Below are 21,434 nucleotides of genomic sequence, written 5' to 3'. Positions count from 1 at the left end.
ATTTTTACGGCTAGAGTTCGTTTAAGAAGAATTAATCAGTATTATAATCTTCAAAAACGAACTAATTAAAGTTTATTTACTTAAATAAAAGCCAAATATAAGTTATAAAATCTAATACAATAAATTTGTTCAGTAAAAAATACTGAAACAAAATGAAAACAAATAATTTAGGTTATCCTCGAATTGGCAGCAACAGAGAATTAAAAAAAGCTAGTGAATTATACTGGGCAGATAAAATTTCGGCAGAAGAACTTCTGGCTGTCGGTAAAAACATCCGTAAAGAAAACTGGCAATTACAAGCCGCATCTGGCATTGATTTAATTCCGTCGAATGATTTCTCATTTTACGATCAGGTTCTGGATTTAACATTGACTTTAGGAGCAATTCCTGAACGTTATAATAATTTTGCAAGAACTAATTCTTCAATCGATTTGTATTTTGCAATGGCTAGAGGTTCGCAAAAAAACGGACAAGATGTTGTTGCTATGGAAATGACAAAATGGTTTGATACCAATTATCATTACATTGTTCCTGAATTTACAAAAAACCAAAAATTTACTCTGTTTTCAGAAAAAATAATCAATGAATTTAAAGAAGCAAATGATTTAGGTATTGCTACAAAACCTGTACTTATCGGACCTATCTCCTACTTACTTTTAGGAAAAGAAAAAGAAGAAGGTTTTCACCGAATTGATCTTATCGAAGCATTGCTTCCTGTATATTTTGAAATATTTGCAAAGCTTGAAGCCGAAAATGTAACTTATATTCAATTAGACGAGCCTTTCCTAGCGCTGAACTTAACCGATAAAGAAAGAAATACTTTTATGAAAGTATATACTGAAATCAACAACCGTTTCCCGAATATCAAAATCATTCTGGCTAATTACTTCGACTGTTTTGGCGAAAACTTAACTACAGCATTGGCCTTGCCAGTTGATACTTTACATTTAGATTTAGTTCGTTGTCCGTTACAATTAGATGATATTTTAGAATCAAATCAGTTATCTCCAAACGTAAATCTTTCTCTTGGTTTAGTCGACGGAAGAAACATCTGGAAAAATGATTTTAAAAATTCATTGGCAATTATCGAAAAAGCGACTAAAGCTCTTGGCGAAAACAGAATATTAATTGCTCCATCGTGTTCATTAATTCACAGTCCTTGCGATTTAGAATTAGAAACTAACAACGAAACGCTTACTCCCGAAATTAAGCAATGGTTGGCTTTTGCGAAACAAAAAATACAAGAAGTTGTTTTATTAAAACAGTTTGCTTCAAAAGAAATAGATACAAAAAACTCTATTCAATTTGCAGAAAATGCTTTAGCAAACGAAAACAGAAAAACATCAAAATTAATCCATAACGAATCGGTTAAAAATCGCGTGGCAAGTATTACTACTGGTGATGATAAACGCAAAAATACTTTTGCTATCCGACGTAAAAAACAAATTGATGCTTTAAATCTTCCTTTGTTCCCTACCACAACAATAGGTTCTTTCCCTCAAACTCCTGAAGTAAGAAGCTGGAGAGCAAAATTTAAAAAAGGCGAATTAACCCAACAACAATACGACGATTTAATCAAGAAAGAAACCGAAGATACTATTCGTTTTCAGGAAGAAACTGGCATTGATGTTCTCGTGCATGGTGAGTTTGAACGTAATGATATGGTGGAATATTTTGGTGAGCAATTAGCTGGATTTACTTTTACCAAAAATGGTTGGGTACAAAGTTATGGTAGCCGTTGTGTAAAACCTCCTGTAATTTATGGTGATGTTTCGAGACCTAAACCTATGACTGTAAAATGGTCGGAATATGCGCAATCGCTAACTCCTAAATGGGTAAAAGGAATGTTAACTGGTCCAGTAACTATTCTGCAATGGTCATTTGTTCGTAACGATCAGCCGCGCTCTCAAACCTGTACTCAAATTGCATTGGCAATACGTGATGAGGTTGTAGATCTTGAAAATGCAGGAATTAAAATTATCCAAATTGATGAACCTGCTATTCGCGAAGGATTGCCATTGCGTAAAGAAGAATGGGCAACTTACTTAGATTGGGCTGTAAAAGCATTTCGCATTTCAGCAAGTGGCGTTAAAGACGATACTCAAATTCATACACATATGTGTTATAGCGAATTCAATGACATTATCCAGAATATTGCCGATATGGATGCTGACGTTATCACGATTGAATGTTCGCGTTCGCAAATGGAATTACTAGATGCTTTTGCCGATTTTAAATATCCTAATGAAATTGGACCTGGAGTTTACGATATCCACTCGCCTCGCGTTCCATCTAGTCAGGAAATGGTTAAACTATTAGAAAAAGCTTCGGCTGTTATTCCTATAGATCAATTATGGGTAAATCCTGATTGTGGTTTAAAAACCCGTCATTGGGATGAAACAAAAAAAGCCCTGATTGAGATGGTTGCTGCAGCTCAGGAAATGAGAGCAGCTGTTGAAAACCCAGTGAGTTAATAATTTTTATTTAAATCTATTTTTTGTTATTTATGTCAACTAGTGAAGTCGAAATTCTTGTAGTTATGATTATTTTCGATTTCACTTTAGTTGACTCTATTTTTTTGAAGCAGATAATTTAAGTTTTCAAAACATCTTTTGTCCCGCTATCCACTATATCTATTGTGGCAAAAAACGCCACAACAGGATATCGTTTCTATCGGGGCTAAATAAGAAATTTCATTTTCAAAACACTTTAATCTAAAGCATAAAAAAAAGCATCCGCCAATGACGGATGCTTTTTAAAATTTTAATCTATTTAAGACTAGAAGTTTTTAGAAATTCCAATACCAACTTCTTTACCGAAATTAAAGAAGAATTTACTGTTATCACCAATATAATAAGATAAACCTAGATAAGTGCGCTTACGATATTCCTCTATACTATCAAATTTACCAATTGATATTTTACCCTTTTCTCTTAATTCTTCATCAACACTATGACTCCATATATATGCAAAAAGAAAAACTATAGCTCCAAGGATTAATATCGCTTTTTTTTTGACTTTCATAGCTATTCTTTTATTGTTTGTGGAACAGAATTCTTTTATTTTTTGTCGATTAGCCTTGCCTCACGAGGACATTTGCGCAGCGTTTCATTAGAACTCTTCGAACAGCGTTTTTTTTGTCTTTCTATTTATTCTCTATCTCTTCCCTTGAAAATCCAGCTTTTAAAATTGCCGTTGTATCGGTGATTTGTTTTGAATAATTCGCTCTAATTATTTCAGGAGAATCTTGTAAATATCTAACTTCATAGAACTTTCCAATATCATTTTTCGTGATTTCTGCATCTAAATCATTCTCATGATAATCATATCTTTTATTATCTATATAATATGTTATATAGATATTAGACCACTTTGGCAATCGTATAATACTATCAATCTTACCAATTGTTATTTTGCCTCCTTTGCTTAATTTCTCCTCGTATCTATGGCTTCTTATATATGCAAATAAAAAAATAAAAGACATAGCTCCAAGAATTAATATTGCTTTTGTTTTGACTTTCATAACTATTCTACTTCTTGTGGAACAGAATTAGCACCTACTAATATAACTCCTTTAAAATATTCCTTTTAACCATCGTTTCTCAAAAACCTGAATTTGGAAGATAATTATCGGTCGCTTTTCCAAAACGATTGCTTAATACTGCCGCACCAACCTGAACTGCCCATTTATTGAATGAATCGGGGGCTTTAAAACCTTTGTTAGCTGTAGCTAATTCACATTAACGTTAAAAAAAATTGTGTCATTTATAACAGGAGTCACATTATCATTAAATTTGTATTGAACAATTGCCTTAATTGTATTTACACCTTTTTTAACTAAAATCTCCTCAACTTCAATTCCTGTTGGTGGAACTTTATTAATTGTTCTTTTAATTTTTCTATTATCAATACCAACTGATTCAATTTTAAAACTACGTTTCGTATTAGGAATATTTGCTAACAAATATTTATACTTTAAAACACCACCAACTTTTAGTACTTGTTCTGTTTTAATATTAAATTGCTTTTTGTGACTAAATTTATACTGGTAAATTTCCAACAAAGGATGACCAGTAAACTCCCGTGGACCTTTTTCGTCAAACCAAATAATAAATGATGGATTTCCTAAATCATTATATATGACATACCTTTCAATTTTACCATTTGGGCTGTAATAAATACTTTCCTCTGTTATTTCACTTGTCTTACGATACACAATTGATTCTATCTTCCCATTATCATAATAATTAGTAGTTTTCCCTTTAATATGACCATTTACAAAATTACCTTGAGCTATTTTTTTCCCCTTCTCATTATAATAAATACATTTACCTTCAAAAACAGTATCCCCTTTTTTAATAATATATTCTAAGGTGATCGTTTCTCTTGTTTTAGGGTCATATTTTTTTAAGATATGTACTTTTTCATCTTTAAAGTAAAAAAATACTATTATCAATCCAAAAATTACAGAAAGTAATATTAAAAGTATTATTTTATATTTCTTTTTCATTTTTTTCATTTTTATTTTTTCCCTTTTGATTCAATATAGCCTTGAAGAAGGTTGCTCATTACTTTTAAAGGGACACTTATAAAAGTACTCACAGTAGTAGAAGGTGATGTATCTCCTTTACCATGTGGCGTTGTAAGAGTATAAATTGTTTTTTCAGGACGATACACTTTACAGGCACGGAAAGAATTTCCACGCTAGCGTTACGCATATCCGAGCTATCGGGTTAAATTCATTTTGTTTTCAATTCCTCTCTCGAAAATCCAGCTTTTAAAATTGCTGTTGTATCAGTGATTTGTTTTAATGGATTTACTATTATTATATCGGGATATTTAGAAATAGACTTCGCTAGATAAAAAGCATTAATTTTTAAATTATCTATATTTTTTGTTTCTGTTTGAGAATTTGAAATAGAATAATTTATACCAGAATTTGCCGTATTAATTTTTTTACCGTCTATAAAATAAGTAAAGTAAAAACTTGTTATTTTAGGCAATTTATCTTTTGATGTAAATTTCACAACAATTTCTTTCCCATTCTTCTCTATTTTATTTTTAACAAAAGTATCTTTTACACAAAGATATAATATAATAAACATAACTATTAACAGGATGAAATGACCTCCATTCAGATTTATTTTTTTCTTCATGACTCTATTCTTTAAGTAAATTTTGAGTTGAATTAGCTCCTACTGCTACAACACCCTTAAAATATTCCTTAACCATCGTTTCTCCAAAACCCGAACCAGAAAGATAATTATCGGTTGCTTTTCCAAAACGATTGCTTAATACTGCTGAACCAGCTTGAACCGCCCACATTTCGGGAGATTCTGGTGCTTTAAAACCTTTATTAGCTGTATAACTAAATGTTTCCCCAAAAATTGCAGGTCCGATTCCTAGCACTATGGAGCTTGCCGATGAAATCACGTTTATATCTCTAAAACTTCTTCCATTTGCAAAATATTGAGCACTCGCATTTGATGCTGCACTTGTTGCTGCAGAGCGTAAAGTAATCTGAGAAAGTGCAGCTACTACTTCTGAAGAAGCATAACCCCATATCGCAGCTAGCGCGCCTGATGCTGCCATTACTGGTAAAGCAACTGCGCCTGCAAACATTGCAGCATGTACAGGGTCTTTATCTGGTCCGTATGCTCCTGAGGAAACACGACTTTCTGATTTATAAAAAGATTCTCCTCCAGACATTTGGCTTTCATAACGATAGTTATTTTTATTAAATTCTGCTCTTGCTTCTTGTAATGAAGTTCCTTTAAATTTTGCTAAACTTTCGGCAGTATCACCTTTATCTGCAACTAAGGTTCCTAAACCATTTCTATGCCAATCGGGTTTACCCCATTATAACTATCGTAATTATCAAAATCAAACATATTTTTAATTAAATCAGCTGGCACGGAAACAATTTCCGTGCTATCGTTACCCATACCCATATCCGAGCTATCGGGTTATCCCGCATACTTTTCTGCCATCGGGAACTACAGCATTTACTTTACTAGTGTCTTATCATCAATAACGATTACTTTTTTTATAGCCCTAAACTCATTAGTAATAATTCTCGTATCATAACTTCCATTTTTATTTTTTATATCCGAAGTTATGTATCCTTGATCATTTATAACTCCATCTATAAAAAATGTTCCTGATTTATTAAACTTAACATCATAAAAAGGGATTGTGCGATTATCTAAAGCACCAAAAGTATCTTTAGCAATTCTCCACAAATCTTTTTCCATGTAATCAATATTATCTGTTAAAGCCATGGAAAAGATAATATATCTATTTCTTTTACTTGTAGAATCATTTATCATACTCTCCGTAATAGTATCTAATAAATTCTTAAAATGAATTTTACCTTTATATACTTTTCCTTTTAAAATTGTATCAGGAAATTCTATACTGTACTCAACACCATCTCCTTTAAATGTTGTATTAACAAACTCCTCACTTTTAGTTGATTTTTCTTTACATTGAATAACGAAAAACGCAAATAGTGTAATAATTATTCTAATTGTTTCTTTCATTCTCTCTATTTGCTTTTTCTTCTGCTTTCGCTTTTCTTTGATTATTTCTATCGAAAATTTTTCTCGCCTCTGATTGATTACGCACAGTGGAATCTTTTTTAACCTTATGAACTTGAGAGGCATTTCCTCTCAATGTACCAGTAGTAGAATATTTTTCTACAATAACTTTTATCTCTTTAACAGCATCCGCAGCATTATTAGTTGCATCAAGTACATTAGTTGCTCGCGTCTCAGGAGTTCCTTTCCCTCCATTTGTACCTTTTCCATTTCTTCCTTCTTTGAATTTATTTTTATCTAAGCTAAGGAATGTTATAATATAACTAAGTGCACCATTAAAATCAAACCACTCCACACTTCTTCCTCCACTATCCAACGAACCGGGATCTTGGTTATTTCCACCATCAGATATGGCAATTCCACCAAACTCAAACTTGATGATTTTTTATTGAAGTCTGCTATAATATTTCCATTTATTTCAATAGTTTTAGTAGTTCCGTCCATAATCAAATGGTCATTTTTATTAACCCCATAACTCTGCTCACTATAATTAAAACTTAAATGTGTATAGCCTTTAATAGCTGCACTACCGTCACGCCATGCTATCTTACCAGTTTCGTTATTTTTATACCAATCCCGACCATCGGGATCAATCATATTGATTGGATTATTAGCTACATAATTATACGAAGAATAATCAGGATGTTTCTCCGCCAGCGGATCCACCGATATAAAGATTCCAAGTTTAGGATCCTGATAACGAGCCCCAAAATAATACATTCCAGTCTCTTTATCAAGCTCTTTCGAAGTAAACAAATACGGTGTATTCCATTTGGCATTCTTCTCCTCAAGGAAAACTTCTCCGAAAGGTACGTATTCGACGTGTTGATTTTCTTTGCGGGCACGGAAAGAATTTCCGCGCTAGCGTTGTCTACATATCCGCGCTATCGGGATGTACTTTGTGTTCACGAACGAAACGCTCACGCCAATTGAGAGAATCATTATCACTACCTGTTTTCTTTGGCAAAACATTCCAATTCCACATTTTAGCTTTTCTGTTGTATTTCAAATCCTTCATTATTATACTGTCATTATAAATATTTAGAACTAAAAATCTATTATCACTGATTTTTAAAATACTATCACTATTTGTAAACTTCCAATCCATATATGATCCATATTGGTTTCCATTAAAGAAAAAATTCACACATTTCCCATCGTCATAAAACTTTAAATATGTCACAAATCCCATGCTATCTTTATCAAATTTTTTAGTCGATTTATAATAAACCCATTTTTTTGTTGGATTAGTTAATCCTAACTCATCTTTATTCTCACATGAAATAAAAATAAAAATTATCATCAATAATAAGATTCTACTTTTCATATATATTAAATTTAATGTGGCCCATTTAAACTTTCCCCTATCAAAAATATACGTTCCCCCCCTTTATTGTCAAACAATTGTGTGCCTCCTGATTCTCGATACCTAATTTGATAACCTCCTAAAATATTAGAATCATTAAATTCCTTTACTATATTTTGCCAGCCTGCTTCTTTGTTTCCTGCAGCATTATCTAAGTATTTGATAAAATTAGCCATTTGACCTTCGGCAAAACCTATAGAGGTCTTTTTAAAACCGCTATGTTGGAATTGTTTTAAATAAACTTTAGCGTGTGCGGAATAAGTATAATCCGCTCCTCGACCTGATTCTTGTTGATGATAATACTCATGAAGAAGAGTGCTCTTTAAATCATATTTATTACTAAGAGTAGAAGAAATTCCTCCTTTTGAACTTGGATGCAACCATACTTTATCATCCTGATCGGTATAGGCTAAGCTTTTGTCATTCATATCATAGTTAGCTCCAATTGAACTAACCCCTACTTGACTGCCATAATAACCAGCTACATTCGCTACAATTTGTCTATTAGTATTATTCCATGTAAAAGTGCTTGCAGAAATATCCAAATCTGACAATAAAACCCCTTTTCCGCTAGGTAAAACCACTGTAATATAAGGTGAATTATTAACCACAACTTTATTAATACTTCCATCCCCATTTACATAGACAAAGTCTTTACCATTAGGGTCTACAGCATTGATTGGACTATTTAAGCAATATATGTAAGGGCTCACACTTGGATATTTCTCCGCCAGCGGGTATCGTTACGCATATCCGAGCGATCGGGATTTAATTATCTATTTTTTATTTTTTGTTGTATAATTCTAAAAAAAACATAAGAAAAACCACAATAACCACATTACTTAAAAGATTATCTATCTTCATAAAACCAGATTGTTTTTCTGTTTCCGAAATCCAAAATTGATAATATATTGCAGGGTACCCTATTACCTGACCACTGTTAAAAGGGGGTAATCCAAAAAAAATGCTATATAAAAAAGTCAAAAATAAGTACAAACCACCTATTATCACAAATTGAAAAATATTTTTTGTCATAATCCTTTTTTAAATTATCTACCAGGTACTGTTGGGTTTCCGTACACTTCTTTTTGTTTAAGAAAAGTACCATATTCATTTTTGATATAACTTCCTCTAGTGTAAAGATACATTGGTAAAATTTTATCATCTTCAAATGATCGCATAAATACATCTGAACCAAAACCTAAACCAAATTGATTTCTAAATGTTCTATCAAGGCTTCCTTTTGTGTTATAAAATCCTCCTGCTGTCCCTGTATTACCAGCGGTAGCCGCATATAAAGCAGGATTTCCGCTATCGTTGTCTACATATCCGAGCCATCGAGCTATAAAGCTATTATCCAATATAATATTGTCTTGTTACTCTCATCAACTATTGCTCCAATAGAAAATTGTTTTTTTTCTGGGACAATATTATTCATTATGTTTTTATTCCCATATTCCAAGATATAAAACTTACTGCTTTCTTTAACAAATCTATTTAATTTATTAGCTATGTCGTCTAAAGATGGAATTACGGGATAAATTTCACCTTTACATAATTTATCATAACTATCTATCATATCAGGAATAATAAAATTACATTTTTGCTTATTATCTACAATCAATCTTGATTTCGCTATTATATAGTTACGACGTTTAATAAATTCATCATCAGTATATTTATAAATTTGAAACATACTAGCGTATCCTAAATACTTATAAGAATCTGTGTAGTTAATAATTTGCACTTCACAATCTTCAACGTCTTCTTCCTTAATTGGATAAGAATTAAATATTGTGGAAACAATTGTTTTTTTAAACTTTAGAAATTGTGTTTTCTTAACGGAGTCATTTTGTCCACATGATACAATAGCAAAAAATAAAATTCCAAAAAAAATTTTCATAGCCTTAGTTGTTTAATGCTTTTTTAAATCCGTTAAGTCTTCCATCTTTTGGATAATTTTTCCAATTTACATAATGTTTGGTTTTACTACTACCTTCGGGATAAAGTGTATCGCCTAAAAAGCTCATAACTTTAGTAAATATACCTGGCGTTGAATATGATTTTTTTGAAATTTCAACTTGTAAATAACCATTTGTTAAAGTTTCATTCTGCAAAATTGTTGAACTTTCTGTTTTTGATCGACTGCCAATAGGAACATATGTAACATCTTTCCATATTTCATCTGCTGTAATATTTTTAACTGTTACAGATCCTCCTGGAGTAACAGTATTAACTAGTATTCTCGTAGTTCTTTCAGATAAAACTGTCTTGGGTGCCAATTCTTTATCATTTTTTTCCATTAATTTAACTGATTGTTCGGCTGAATACTTAACATTCCCTCCCATATCATTTTTAGGATTTGTATCTACAATTTCATTTTCTTTTGCTAGATGCTCCCAATTTCCTCCCAATTTTTTTTCATATCCTTTTGTTTCATTTTTATTATGAATCACTTCTCCAGTCTCACTATTAACAAACCAATCTGGTGGTGTAACTGACATTCCATCAGGATCAATAAATTTCAAAGGATTATTAAGAGCATATGTATAAGAAGAATAACCCGTATATTGTTCCACCAGCGGATCAACCGATATAAAGATCCCGAGTTTAGGATCCTGATATCTCGCTCCGTAATAGTAAAGCCCAGTCTCTCTGTCTAATTCCTTAGATGTAAACAAATATGGTGTATTCCACTTAGCATTCTTCTCCTCCAAGAAAACTTCCCCAAAAAGTACGTATTCGACGTGTTGAACTACCTCTCCATCTAAATTGCTAATATACGAAGAACTTCCCAAATGATCAGGGGCGAAGTCAGAGACATCCGCAAAGCACACAGCTTTATCATTAGAACTCTTTGCAGAGCTGGAACAACTTTGTCTTTACAACTCTTCGAAGAGCGGATTACCAAATAATAGCCCAATAAATAATAACACCTTTTTCTTTGCTGACTGCAATACCTTTGGAATATCCATTTTTCCAAGTTTCTGGCATTTGTTCGTCTGGTTGCAATTCAAATAAAGGAAAATGATTACCTTTTTTAGAATCCAATATATAGATAGTTAAACTATTTTCTAATTCTAAATTTAACTTATCGCTACCATTATAAATCATAAAATTTGGAACTGGATATTTATCTTTATAACAATCTTTATTTATTAACAAAGTATCTAATATTAGAACTTCCTTCCTGTTTTCATATGTGTCTATTGTCTCAAAACTATTCACTCTAAATAAACATGGAGTTTTAGGCTCGTAAATTGCAATAAATTGTTTGTTATGCAAAATTGAATCAATTCTTGAATGATCAACATTGAATTCATAAAGTATAAAACAAACATCATTCTTAGATAAATTTTTGTTATTTATAATCATGTTGGGAAACGAACTAAGTACTTTGGGAAAATGTGATGTTAAATTTGAGTCAAATTCTTGTTTGCCTGTAATATAATTATCATTTTCCCTTTTATTAAAACTTTGTCCATTACAACTCACGAACATAAATATTGTCATAATGATTATGCCTAATATTACTTTTTTCATTTTTTTCATTTTTATTTTTTCCCTTTTGATTCAATATAGCCTTGAAGAAGGTTGCTCATTACTTTTAAAGGGACACTTATAAAAGTACTCACAGTAGTAGAAGGTGATGTATCTCCTTTACCATGTGGCGTTGTAAGAGTATAAATTGTTTTTTCAGTACTGCTAAAAGAATAATTATTAATCGTAGTTGATACATCTGTTTTTTTATTTAATGCCTCTGGTTTTACATATGTAATTTTTGAGGCAAGTAATTCTTCTTTAGAAGTATTTGATTGTTTGATATTTTCTTCGGAACCAAATCCTCCTTTTGAAGTATATGTCGTTTCCTTCACCGTAACCTTATCAGCCATTTTATACCCTTGCCTTTCCATAAAAAATTCTGAATTTTCGACAACACTAGCACCTAGCCCTCTAATATTATTGGCTTTTTCGTTATTATTACCAAACATATTATCAGCTCCAAGTCTATCATATTTATCTGCATCTCCAGCTCCAATTTTATTTGCGGTAGCTTGTGTTAACTTCGATTGACCTTCTACATGTACAACTGCTCCTGTTTCTTTATTAACAAACCAATCTTTACCATCTGGATCAATAAATTTCACAGGACTGTTACCACAATAAACATACGAAGTATATTCAGGACGTTTCTCCGCCAACGGGTCAACAGATATAAAGATTCCTAATTTAGGGTCTTGGTAACGTGCCCCAAAATAATACATTCCTGTCTCTTTATCAAGCTCTTTCGAAGTAAACAAATACGGTGTATTCCATTTGGCATTCTTCTCCTCAAGGAAAACTTCTCCAAAAGGCACATACTCCACATGCTGAACCACTTCGCCGTCTAAATTACTAATATAAGACGAGCTTCCCAAATGATCCGGATGATAATAAAACTGTTGCAGCTCTGCATTGTCATTTTTACCAGCCATTAACTTACCAGTAGTACTTCCAGAACTAGAACTTTCTCCACTAGGATTACAGCAGAATCCTAAACCGTTTACATAATCATTATTATCTACTCCATAATACGGAACTTCAAACGTATCGTAGTTTGCTTTTACAACTCCTAAAGCTTTCTTATATTTCGCATCGTAATTTACCTTTACGCCAGAGAATGATTCTCCCGCTTTCTCTACTCGCCTAGGATCTGCTCCATAGCTATCAAAATCGCCTATTTTACTCACAATACGTTGCGAACCTATATAAATATGTTTCGTATAACGTCCTCCATTTTGTGCTACCAAATATGGATTTACATACAATGTAAAATCACTTGTTGAAGTTTTACCTCCTGCAAAAACAGAATTGACAAAAATTCCTTGTCCGCCACCTGAAAGTTTCGTTACACGTTCGCCTCCTGCGTCATAAGTATAATTACTCACATAACCGCTAATATCTATGGCTCTTAAACGATTCTCCTCATCCCAAAGCAGTTTCTTTTCCTGAGCTTTGTCTACTACCGTTCCGTCTATTTTAACTTCTTCAATATTTACATAAATCATATTACCGTTCTTGTCATAAACATATTTGTTTTCTTTTTGTTTATCGACTTTCGGGTCTGTATTTTTAGTTCTGTATTCTGTTTCTGTTACATTATCTAGCTGGTGTTTATTGGTACTGTTATAATTGTAATTCATTGTATAACCCGCTTTTAACGCACCTGTTTCAGTTACTTTATTCTGGGCTACATTTTGCGTTTTACTCACGATATTGTGCAAATCATCGTATTTCATTTCCAAACTGTAATTGGCCGTTTTTTGGTCGGCTCCAGTATAAACTCCGTTTGCAGATGTTAATTGGTACAAATTATCATACTGGTAATTGTGCGCCATCATTCCTCCCATTTTATTGCTCACCCCGACAGCACTATTGGTCACATTCAGCACATTACTTACTTGATCATATTGATATTTATTGTTCATGAACATTCTTGGCGTATTGGTGCCCTGATACCCTGTTCCTGAAGCTACTGTCATATTATCGAGTCTTCGTCTTAATGGCTCATAATTGTACTTGGTTTCTGTTCCGTTACAGTATTTAAGGTAACTTCTCTGCTCAAATTTGTCGTACCCTATTTTGTTTACATAATTATAACTGTAAGCTTTCTTACCTGCAACTGCCTGTAGTAACCCGCCTGAATTATACGTATAGCTTATTTTTTCCTGATCTGGGTATATCATTTCCTGCAGACGGTTCCAGCTGTCGTATTTCCAGCTCGTTACATAAGTCGCAACGGCTGAGTTGGGTACAATTACGGTTCTGCGAATGCTCTCAATCTCACCCATAATTCCATACGAGAATTCTTGTGCTCCTGTGGCATCTTCCATCAAAATCAGTCTTCCTTTACGGTTCTGACTCTCATTTTTAGATCCAAAAACGTAGCGTACATCATTCTCAGGATGTTCTGGATAATGTATATTGGTTAATCTATTATAATCGTATTCGTAGGTAATCTTTTTGTTTTTTACTTCCAGGTTTGCAGTTTGTCTTTCTAACAGATTCCCTAAAGCATCAAATTTAAACGTGCTTTTTCCTGCATCGGGCTGAATGACCTGTGTACGTCTGTCAGCCAGATCGTAAGTACTCAGCGTTTGCTGTCCTTGAGCATCTGTTACGCTTATATTTCTGCCAATTCCGTCATAACCAAACTGTGTTACCACACTATTAGCATCAAGAGTTTTCATTGTTAATCCTGAACCGTTTGCATAGCTTGAATTGGTATTATTTAAAGCATCTGTAACTTCGGTTTTCAACAAATCACCTTCAATGGTGTATGCCATTTTGGTTGCTGCACCATCAGGTAAAGTAGTCGTTATTGGTCTGTCTAGAATGTCATACGTCGTTTTGGTTGATTCAACCGCATCAAAAGTATCCATAAACTTATTCCAGTCTCCAAGTGGTGAAGTCTGAGGATAATACGCTTCTTTTACTCTGCCGAAAGCGTCAAATTTTGCTCGTCCTGAAACTACCATCACATCACTTTGCTGATCGGGAGTTTTATTATCTGTAATCGCGGCATCTTTTTTTACCTGAATGGCTCTTCCTAACCCGTCTGCAAAAGTCACTGTTTCGATAGGATCATTTGGATGTTGTGCATCAAAATGTTTCGTTCTCGCATAAGCAGTTCTACTGATGTTTCCGTTTGACACCACCGTTGTCGGAAAATAATCCATTTGTATCGTATACGGCTGTCCTGTTGCTGCCTCTTTTGGTCCCTGAACTTTTGTTAACCTTCCAAATTCGTCAATTTCTTTTTTAATTACATATCCGTTTACATCCTCTGTTTCTAATGCAAGACCATAACGGCTGTCGTAATTTCTCGCATAACTACGGTATTCAAAATTATCTGATATTTCCTCTACATACATTTTAAATTGATCATCATAACGGTACTTATAAAACGGTCGTTCTTTTTTATAATTCTCTGGCAACGTTTTTTGCGTTATATTTCCATATATATCATATTTTAAATCTGTAACAGCCCATTGGCTATCGTTTAATTTCTGACTTATTTGTGTAATATGATTCGCATACTTTGTGTCATAAACGGCTTTGACTTCATGCACGGTTACACCACCCATAGTTACCTTACTACTGGTTGGCAGTCCTACAATATAATTATATGAATCTAGATTATTAATATAAGCTATTTCGGTTTTATAATTTCCTGTGCTGTTATCTTTAAAACTATAACTTTTTAAATCTCCAAAGTCTCCTGAATTCACATAGTATTCACTATTTATTTCACTTAATTTCATTGGAGTTGCACCACCCTCATAGGCAGTTGAAATTATTTTTTTTAACGGATTAAAACTTATCCCTCTGTCAGAACACATTTTGGCTATTGGCGTAAAATCATATTTATCACCTGTTGCTTTTACAGCATAGGTATAATAATCCTGCATACTCTCCGTATATTTTGCTCCTGTATTTGTTTGCGCATTTACACCTTCATTGCTTTCTAGAACTGAACTTACTAATTGTCCGGCATTGTAATAATCAGAAACGTCGTAATTTTGGGTTAAAGTCCTGTATACTTTATTGTCGCTTTCGGTATCAATGTTTTGCATTTTTACTTCTCCAAAGCCCAAAAAACTTCTTTCGTGACGCTCGTATTTTCCTTTTGCGTATGCAAATTGTGTTTTCATATCGACACCATCACTGGCAATTCCGTCTTTTATAATCACACTTTGCATGACCCATTTCCCTCCCGGATGGTCATAAGTTGGCGTACTGCGAGTGTAGTCTACTATAAATTCTCCACCCAATGGGGTACGTACTGCTCTTAGCTTATTGGTACGGGCAATAGTAGATCGTTGTACATTTAGAATATCGTCTGTTGTCGAGGTTAGATAATCTGGAAAACCGTCTCCGTCTATATCCTGTAATTGTGTTTCTGTACGATTGCTCGAAAGTCCTACATTTACTCCTGGATTTATAGCAACTTTAACAGCTAAGATTGTCACAGGAATATTAAACGCTGTATTAAGCGATTCAGCTGTTGATGATCCCTGTCCTAAAACTCCTAAACCGTCCCAGGATATTGGATCACCATAGCGATCTCCTAAATTCAAACGCACCAGATTATTTTTAAACACCTGATCTACCAGTCCATCACCGTTTACATCCTGCAGGCTAAAATCATTCCATGTAATATTTTTTACAATACCATACCCTCCGCTAAATGACGAAGACCCCAAATCAAAACCTAATCCAAAATTAGGCGATATAGATTCTGCTTTGGTAATATCCTCTAAACCATAATCTATAGGATCTGTAAAACTGTAGCCTAGATTAAGCTGTACTTTTTTGTTGCCTAAAATTTTATCAGGCAAACCATCACCATTTACATCAGTCCAAGTTTGTACTGTTTCTTCTTTATTATAGTCAACTCCTCCACTCACAATTATTTTGCTTTTAGCGGCATCTAAGGCTGCTTTTGCATTTTGCGAGTCTGTTATTGCTTGTTGTTCAGTTTCACAGTTTGCGGCCTTGCGAATTACTTCCGCACTATTGTATGTTACTTGTGCCGTATTAATAGCATCTGCATGTTTAGCTGCTGATCCTGCTGATAAACCAAAAGATACAGAAGTACTGTTATGTAATCCACTAATAGCAATATTTTCTCCATCAAAACCGCCTCTACTATTTGTCATCTGAATGTTACCATAGGCAATAATATCAGGAAAACCATCTCCGTTCATATCTTGAAAATCAGTAAGAACCTCTGAGCTCCCTTTTGCTACATTGGCTGTAAAAGCACCAGAACTCGTTTGAGTTGATTCACTTCTAGCTTTGTTTTTTTTGTTAATTGCAACTGCACCTGAACCTTCAGTACAATAAAGATTATTGGTATTTGACGCTCCTGCTGTTAATCCTTCAAGAGGATTGACCAATACTACATTGCTCTCTCCCAAACGTGAGCTCGATACTACAGTACCGTTTACATAGGTTAAATTATTAGCTCCTGACCAATATTTTTTTGTAATTACGTCTGGGGTCATCATACTAAAAATCATTCTAAGAGGATCTGCTTGTTCTTTTGATTCCGGCAAAAATAGTCTACTCTCATCAATAGGCTGTGTAGAACGTCCGTCCATCGCATTGTAAATAAACTGTCCCCAATGGCGTTGCAGAGGTCCAAATTTTTCAGAATCGATTGCCGGAGCAAATACTGCGGCTGTTAGAGGAATTCCGTTAGCATTTACTGTGGTTATCGCTGTTTCGATTACCCCTAATGCCACACGGTTTGAAATGGTATATTCTACCCATATTTTATCACCTGCCACTGTTGCTACCATTAATGGTGTTGCTGTGGTCAGCAGTCCGTTAGTCATGATATAATTGCTTTTACCCAATAACGTTCCTCTACTGGTTTTGGCAGACAAGGTTACTTTATAAGCAATTCCGTCTGTATTTGTCCCTTTTAATGCAGGTATTAAACTAAGCGGTCCTGTAGTAGTTGCTGTATAAACACTTCCCTCTACGATATGACTGGCAAAAACACTATAGTCTTTAAAAGGATTTGTTTCAAAATCTGAGGCTCCTGTTATAGTTACCGTACTCATTCCATTGCAATTTGCATCTAAAGGAGTTGGTACAATAGCACTATAAGCACCCAAAGGATAATGCGCCAATGTGGCATCCCATCCTATTTTGTCCCAGGCTACATTGGTCTCACTTGTTATGGCGATTTTTAATTCCTGATAATCGGCAGTTATAGCAGGTAAAAGAGTATTTGCTGTTAGAACCGTGTTTACAGTTTCTGTTGCTGCATAATTTTTACACCAAACAGTAATAAATGTCCCTGAATTGTTTTTTGCCAAAAGACTAACCTGAACGGCATCACTGGTTACGGGTTTTGTAAAAATTCCAGTTACTTTAACTGCTCCTGCTTCATTGTTATTCTGGACTACAATATTGGCTGTATTATTATCTAACACAAAACCTTCTGTAGCCTTGTAACTAAAACGTTGTTGTCCATCAGGATTTGTAGGCAAACCTGTTCGGGTTGCATCAGTATAGGTAATTACCGGATTCCAGTCAACCTGATCAAAAGCACCATTGGCAAGATTTGTACGCCCTGACTGTACTCTAAAATATACTTTTTCGCCTTTGGTTACCGTTTGTGAAGTGATTGAAAGATTTGCTGAAGAAGCTATTTTTGTTAAAGGTTTTGGCGATACAATTTCTACTGCCCCTTTTTGAATTCCTACAAACACACCGTCTGCCAGAGCATATTCTGCTTGGTCATATACCCCTGTTGGTGGTATTAATGTAGCTGTACTTTCTATTTTTATAGTTCCTGCAAATGGGGCTTCCCACATTCGTACGACATCCTGCAAAGGCGAATTTGCAATAGCCTCTGCTTGTTCGGCAGGATCTACTGCTGTAAAACTAGTATCTATTATTCCGCCTCCCTGAATTGGACTTGCGGTATCTGAACTTGAGGATGTAAAGGTTGGGATTGCATTACCATTTAGATTTACAATATGGTTAAAATAAACTACCCCATCACGTACTAAATCGACTAAACCATCATTATTTACATCCTGAAAATAAGTACTATTAGTAGTATTAGTGGTCTGTATACTAAATCCTTCGGTAGCCATTATTTTTCCTAAACCTATTTTTGCACTTGCACCGTAACTAAATGCAGATGATTTAGTCAATGAAATTGTTGAGATTCCTCTAACTTCTAATCGGTCTCCAAATACACCATTCCCCAAATTCGGGCGATAATAAATATTTCCGCCGTCTTTAAAAACTTTGTCTGGCAGACCATCTCCATTAATATCTACTAGAGCCAAAAGCCCTTTTGATTCTGATGGTGAATATGATAAACTTGCTCCAGCTGTATTACTGGTAGTTGACTGTCCATCTGTAAGACCAACTCCTACATACAATGAAAAACCTCCAGAGGTAGAAACTCCACCACCTAATGCCGATATTTTATCATTGAAAAGAACTTCTCCAACTATCTTATCTGTTTTAGTTATAATTCCATTTCCTGTTACATTATCTTTTCCTGTATCCCAGTTTTCGGTATTGCTCCTAAAAGGCACATAACCTTCACTAGCTTTTACATCATCATAATATTCAAAAATATGTTCGTTAAATTTTACTCCACTCGCATCATTTTGTACTATTTTTTCCAGCAGCGTTTTCTTGAATGCACCGTCATCTTTTTTATAAATAAAGTCATAGCTTCGTATTATTTTACCTAAATGTTCTACGGTTGCCTTTGTAAGTAATTTATGTTGTGAAGTTAGAAAACCGTAACGTGCACTATTGGTTTTTACAGTTTTCTCAGCTTCATAAGTAAAAGAAACTATACTATGCGGGTTCTCCTCATACGCATAACCATATTCTATACTTGACAAATACACTGCAGATGCAAGAACATTTTCTCCTATTTTTTCGTTTATTTCTTGGTACTTATACTTAATATAATCACCATGTCGATCGACTACATATTCTAAATTCCATTCTCCAGTCTTTGTCTTGAAAATATCACTAACTCCAGATGAATATTGATATTGAGTACCATTTTTATCAATTACGATCCAGTTATATCTACCCGGACCAAAACCATGTCTTGTAATTTTGCTAAAATTCGTCGCTGTTCTAGGATAAAATTGAGTATGTACTGTTCGAGTTGTTCTTTTATCTCCGCGATGTGCTACAACCGCATTTTGGTTGTCCATTTGTACAAGCATCACACCATCTAAGTTATAAGTTTCTGTATTTTCCAATTCATTGTAACGCGGCACACCCCAGCGGCTATCTACTGTGATCTTAGATAGAGGTATATCCCAGCTTTCACCAAGTAGACCACTGCCTCCATCACTATTATAAGCCACATTTATGTGTGGTTGCATGCCATTACGTCCCGGTGGTACTTCAATAGTATAACTTAAATTTGCCGACCCTTGCTGATTGGCTGTTGGTGGCTGTATTATATTTACTGCTGCTGTTGGGTCTGCAGCTTTGATATCGTTCATCATGGTAGCAGCAAATCCTTGTGTATCTGGAGATTCTGGTGTTTTGATAACCCCATTAATCATATCGGTAAAATGAGTCGTTTTCGAGATAATAATTTGGTGTGCCACATCAAGACTATCACGTTCTAAGGCTTCCCAATGTCCAGTATTTTTATCAAAAAAGAAGGTGCGTATATCTTCTTCCGTATATCCCGGAGGAAGTAATTCTTTGTTATATCCTAATTTCACAAGTGCTCCTTCTGCAAAATGTTCTCCGTGCGGTAAAAAACGATATCCTCGCCCATTGGTTAAGTTGGTCATTAACGGGTCTAATGCAGGTAGATCTAGTGCACGCAGAGGCGTAATACTTAATGTTTTATTCTCAAGCAGGGTAGTACTGTTTACCTCGATACTGGCAGCTCCGGCAGAGAGCATCATTTTTTGTCCTTTAACAAATGCTTTTGAGCTTCCTGATAAAACGCTCAGCAAAGGTTCTTGATGTGAGACTGTGATAGGCTTTACAGTTGCATTTTCTTGCAAAACCTGTCCGTTTGAACTAATTGTTATGATTGCTTCTTTATGAGCATCTAAGGGTAAAATGGTCTCAAAAAATCCGTTTTGGTGTGCAACTGATTTTCCTTCAATCGTGATTTTACTACCTGCTGTTAATCCGTCAACAAATCCACTTATGTAGCCTTCTCCTTTATAACTTAAGGCTGTTAAATTGTCTAATCGAAGTTTTTTTGTTTTTGCTTTTTCAATTACAAAAGCCAAGTTACGTACCTGATAGCCGTAAGTAGCTTTTTCTGGCAATGAAAACAATACGGTATTATCACCTTTCTGTAAGCTTGTTGTATTAATGTATTGTTCTTGCTTACTCCATTGATCGCTTTTTTGGACCCAGGTTCCTCCTGTCGAGAATTCGTCGTTGATACTAATGGCTACTCCATGACTGTCTGAAACACCTTGTAATTCATAGACTAATTTAACTCGGTCTTCGGGTTTAAGGCTTTCTGTTAAATTAAAATGGAATAAGTTATCTGCTGGATTGTCTAATAGTTTACCTGCATACACTCCTATAATTCCTCCATTTTCTGTGGCGAGAATAATTTGCTGATTCTTTTTGTCGGAAACAATATCAGATGACTCTGCTGCCGAGCGTGCAGCAGGCTGATGGTATACAGGAATTGCCTCAGCATATTTTTGATTGTTGCTATTATTGTCGCTGTTACTATAACCTTGTCCTGAAGGGATTTTAAAAAATACTTCTTTGGCATATCCTAAATCATACGCAAAAGCGCTTTGACTAAATAGTATAACTGCCAGAACACTTGCCGTGATTCTTTGTATCGTTGCTTTTAAATTTTCTTTCTTTTCCATTTTTACTGGTTTTCCTAAATTCGTATAGGGATAATTACTCGGTTTAGCTGCTTACTTTTT

At 34.3% G+C, this 21,434-nt stretch carries 16 protein-coding genes and 1 pseudogene; 1 reads left to right on the top strand and 16 read right to left on the bottom strand.

Features of this window, described 5'->3' with window-relative positions:
• The first annotated feature begins 152 nt into the window (after positions 1 to 152).
• Positions 153 to 2,474, top strand: a complete 2,322-nt coding sequence (metE, locus tag AC3IPI_RS08300; protein ID WP_489158356.1) for a 5-methyltetrahydropteroyltriglutamate--homocysteine S-methyltransferase — start codon at positions 153 to 155, stop codon at positions 2,472 to 2,474.
• 304 nt (positions 2,475 to 2,778) lie between these two features.
• Here the strand turns inward: metE and AC3IPI_RS08295 are convergent, their stop codons facing one another.
• The 16 genes and pseudogenes from AC3IPI_RS08295 to AC3IPI_RS08220 form a co-directional block, all read right to left on the bottom strand.
• On the bottom strand, positions 2,779 to 3,024 hold the full coding sequence (locus AC3IPI_RS08295; protein WP_489158354.1) for a hypothetical protein: 246 nt from the start codon (positions 3,022 to 3,024) through the stop codon (positions 2,779 to 2,781).
• A 121-nt stretch (positions 3,025 to 3,145) separates the two neighbouring features.
• Entirely contained in the window at positions 3,146 to 3,523 is a 378-nt protein-coding gene (locus tag AC3IPI_RS08290) for a hypothetical protein (protein WP_489158352.1), read from the bottom strand.
• A gap of 207 nt (positions 3,524 to 3,730) precedes the next feature.
• On the bottom strand, positions 3,731 to 4,510 hold the full coding sequence (locus AC3IPI_RS08285; protein WP_489158350.1) for a toxin-antitoxin system YwqK family antitoxin: 780 nt from the start codon (positions 4,508 to 4,510) through the stop codon (positions 3,731 to 3,733).
• Between the two features lie 229 nt (positions 4,511 to 4,739).
• Positions 4,740 to 5,156 carry a hypothetical protein gene (locus AC3IPI_RS08280; RefSeq protein WP_489158348.1) on the bottom strand — a complete coding sequence of 139 codons (417 nt, stop codon included), beginning with the start codon at positions 5,154 to 5,156 and terminating at the stop codon, positions 4,740 to 4,742.
• Positions 5,157 to 5,160: 4 nt separating this feature from the next.
• A complete protein-coding gene (locus AC3IPI_RS08275) occupies positions 5,161 to 5,709 on the bottom strand; it encodes a hypothetical protein (protein ID WP_489158346.1) in 549 nt (182 codons plus the stop codon).
• A 296-nt stretch (positions 5,710 to 6,005) separates the two neighbouring features.
• Positions 6,006 to 6,542, bottom strand: a complete 537-nt coding sequence (locus tag AC3IPI_RS08270; RefSeq protein ID WP_489158344.1) for a hypothetical protein — start codon at positions 6,540 to 6,542, stop codon at positions 6,006 to 6,008.
• The gene (locus AC3IPI_RS08265; protein WP_489158342.1) at positions 6,526 to 6,915 is read right to left on the bottom strand and encodes a hypothetical protein; all 390 of its coding nucleotides are present in this window, start codon (positions 6,913 to 6,915) and stop codon (positions 6,526 to 6,528) included. Before AC3IPI_RS08265 ends, AC3IPI_RS08270 begins: the two co-directional genes overlap by 17 nt.
• Positions 6,852 to 7,403, bottom strand: a pseudogene (locus AC3IPI_RS08260) (RHS repeat domain-containing protein); the annotation flags it as partial. The pseudogene AC3IPI_RS08260 and the gene AC3IPI_RS08265, both read right to left, overlap by 64 nt.
• 67 nt (positions 7,404 to 7,470) lie before the next feature.
• On the bottom strand, positions 7,471 to 7,926 hold the full coding sequence (locus AC3IPI_RS08255; RefSeq protein WP_489158340.1) for a hypothetical protein: 456 nt from the start codon (positions 7,924 to 7,926) through the stop codon (positions 7,471 to 7,473).
• An 11-nt stretch (positions 7,927 to 7,937) separates the two neighbouring features.
• Positions 7,938 to 8,678 carry a hypothetical protein gene (locus tag AC3IPI_RS08250; protein WP_489158338.1) on the bottom strand — a complete coding sequence of 247 codons (741 nt, stop codon included), beginning with the start codon at positions 8,676 to 8,678 and terminating at the stop codon, positions 7,938 to 7,940.
• Between the two features lie 70 nt (positions 8,679 to 8,748).
• On the bottom strand, positions 8,749 to 9,000 hold the full coding sequence (locus tag AC3IPI_RS08245; RefSeq protein WP_489158336.1) for a hypothetical protein: 252 nt from the start codon (positions 8,998 to 9,000) through the stop codon (positions 8,749 to 8,751).
• Positions 9,001 to 9,014: 14 nt separating this feature from the next.
• Positions 9,015 to 9,326 carry a hypothetical protein gene (locus AC3IPI_RS08240; protein WP_489158334.1) on the bottom strand — a complete coding sequence of 104 codons (312 nt, stop codon included), beginning with the start codon at positions 9,324 to 9,326 and terminating at the stop codon, positions 9,015 to 9,017.
• The gene (locus AC3IPI_RS08235) at positions 9,308 to 9,868 is read right to left on the bottom strand and encodes a hypothetical protein (protein WP_489158332.1); all 561 of its coding nucleotides are present in this window, start codon (positions 9,866 to 9,868) and stop codon (positions 9,308 to 9,310) included. The genes AC3IPI_RS08240 and AC3IPI_RS08235 overlap by 19 nt, the downstream gene beginning before the upstream one ends.
• A 4-nt stretch (positions 9,869 to 9,872) precedes the next feature.
• Positions 9,873 to 10,763 carry an RHS repeat domain-containing protein gene (locus tag AC3IPI_RS08230; protein WP_489158330.1) on the bottom strand — a complete coding sequence of 297 codons (891 nt, stop codon included), beginning with the start codon at positions 10,761 to 10,763 and terminating at the stop codon, positions 9,873 to 9,875.
• Positions 10,764 to 10,869: 106 nt separating this feature from the next.
• On the bottom strand, positions 10,870 to 11,508 hold the full coding sequence (locus AC3IPI_RS08225; RefSeq protein ID WP_489158328.1) for a hypothetical protein: 639 nt from the start codon (positions 11,506 to 11,508) through the stop codon (positions 10,870 to 10,872).
• Between the two features lie 11 nt (positions 11,509 to 11,519).
• A complete protein-coding gene (locus AC3IPI_RS08220) occupies positions 11,520 to 21,374 on the bottom strand; it encodes an RHS repeat-associated core domain-containing protein (RefSeq protein ID WP_489158326.1) in 9,855 nt (3,284 codons plus the stop codon).
• Positions 21,375 to 21,434 lie beyond the last annotated feature (60 nt).

This window comes from Flavobacterium sp. GL_143, from assembly GCF_057834355.1.
This window is presented reverse-complemented; position numbering and strand designations above follow the sequence as displayed.

Bases quoted from the DNA above. Each gene is read 5' to 3' on its own strand.
- metE (WP_489158356.1), top strand. From the start codon at position 153: ATGAAAACAAATAATTTAGGTTATCCTCGAATTGGCAGCAACAGAGAA.
- AC3IPI_RS08295 (WP_489158354.1), bottom strand. From the start codon at position 3,024: ATGAAAGTCAAAAAAAAAGCGATATTAATCCTTGGAGCTATAGTTTTT.
- AC3IPI_RS08290 (WP_489158352.1), bottom strand. From the start codon at position 3,523: ATGAAAGTCAAAACAAAAGCAATATTAATTCTTGGAGCTATGTCTTTT.
- AC3IPI_RS08285 (WP_489158350.1), bottom strand. From the start codon at position 4,510: ATGAAAAAGAAATATAAAATAATACTTTTAATATTACTTTCTGTAATT.
- AC3IPI_RS08280 (WP_489158348.1), bottom strand. From the start codon at position 5,156: ATGAAGAAAAAAATAAATCTGAATGGAGGTCATTTCATCCTGTTAATA.
- AC3IPI_RS08275 (WP_489158346.1), bottom strand. From the start codon at position 5,709: ATGTCTGGAGGAGAATCTTTTTATAAATCAGAAAGTCGTGTTTCCTCA.
- AC3IPI_RS08270 (WP_489158344.1), bottom strand. From the start codon at position 6,542: ATGAAAGAAACAATTAGAATAATTATTACACTATTTGCGTTTTTCGTT.
- AC3IPI_RS08255 (WP_489158340.1), bottom strand. From the start codon at position 7,926: ATGAAAAGTAGAATCTTATTATTGATGATAATTTTTATTTTTATTTCA.
- AC3IPI_RS08245 (WP_489158336.1), bottom strand. From the start codon at position 9,000: ATGACAAAAAATATTTTTCAATTTGTGATAATAGGTGGTTTGTACTTA.
- AC3IPI_RS08235 (WP_489158332.1), bottom strand. From the start codon at position 9,868: ATGAAAATTTTTTTTGGAATTTTATTTTTTGCTATTGTATCATGTGGA.
- AC3IPI_RS08225 (WP_489158328.1), bottom strand. From the start codon at position 11,508: ATGAAAAAAGTAATATTAGGCATAATCATTATGACAATATTTATGTTC.
- AC3IPI_RS08220 (WP_489158326.1), bottom strand. From the start codon at position 21,374: ATGGAAAAGAAAGAAAATTTAAAAGCAACGATACAAAGAATCACGGCA.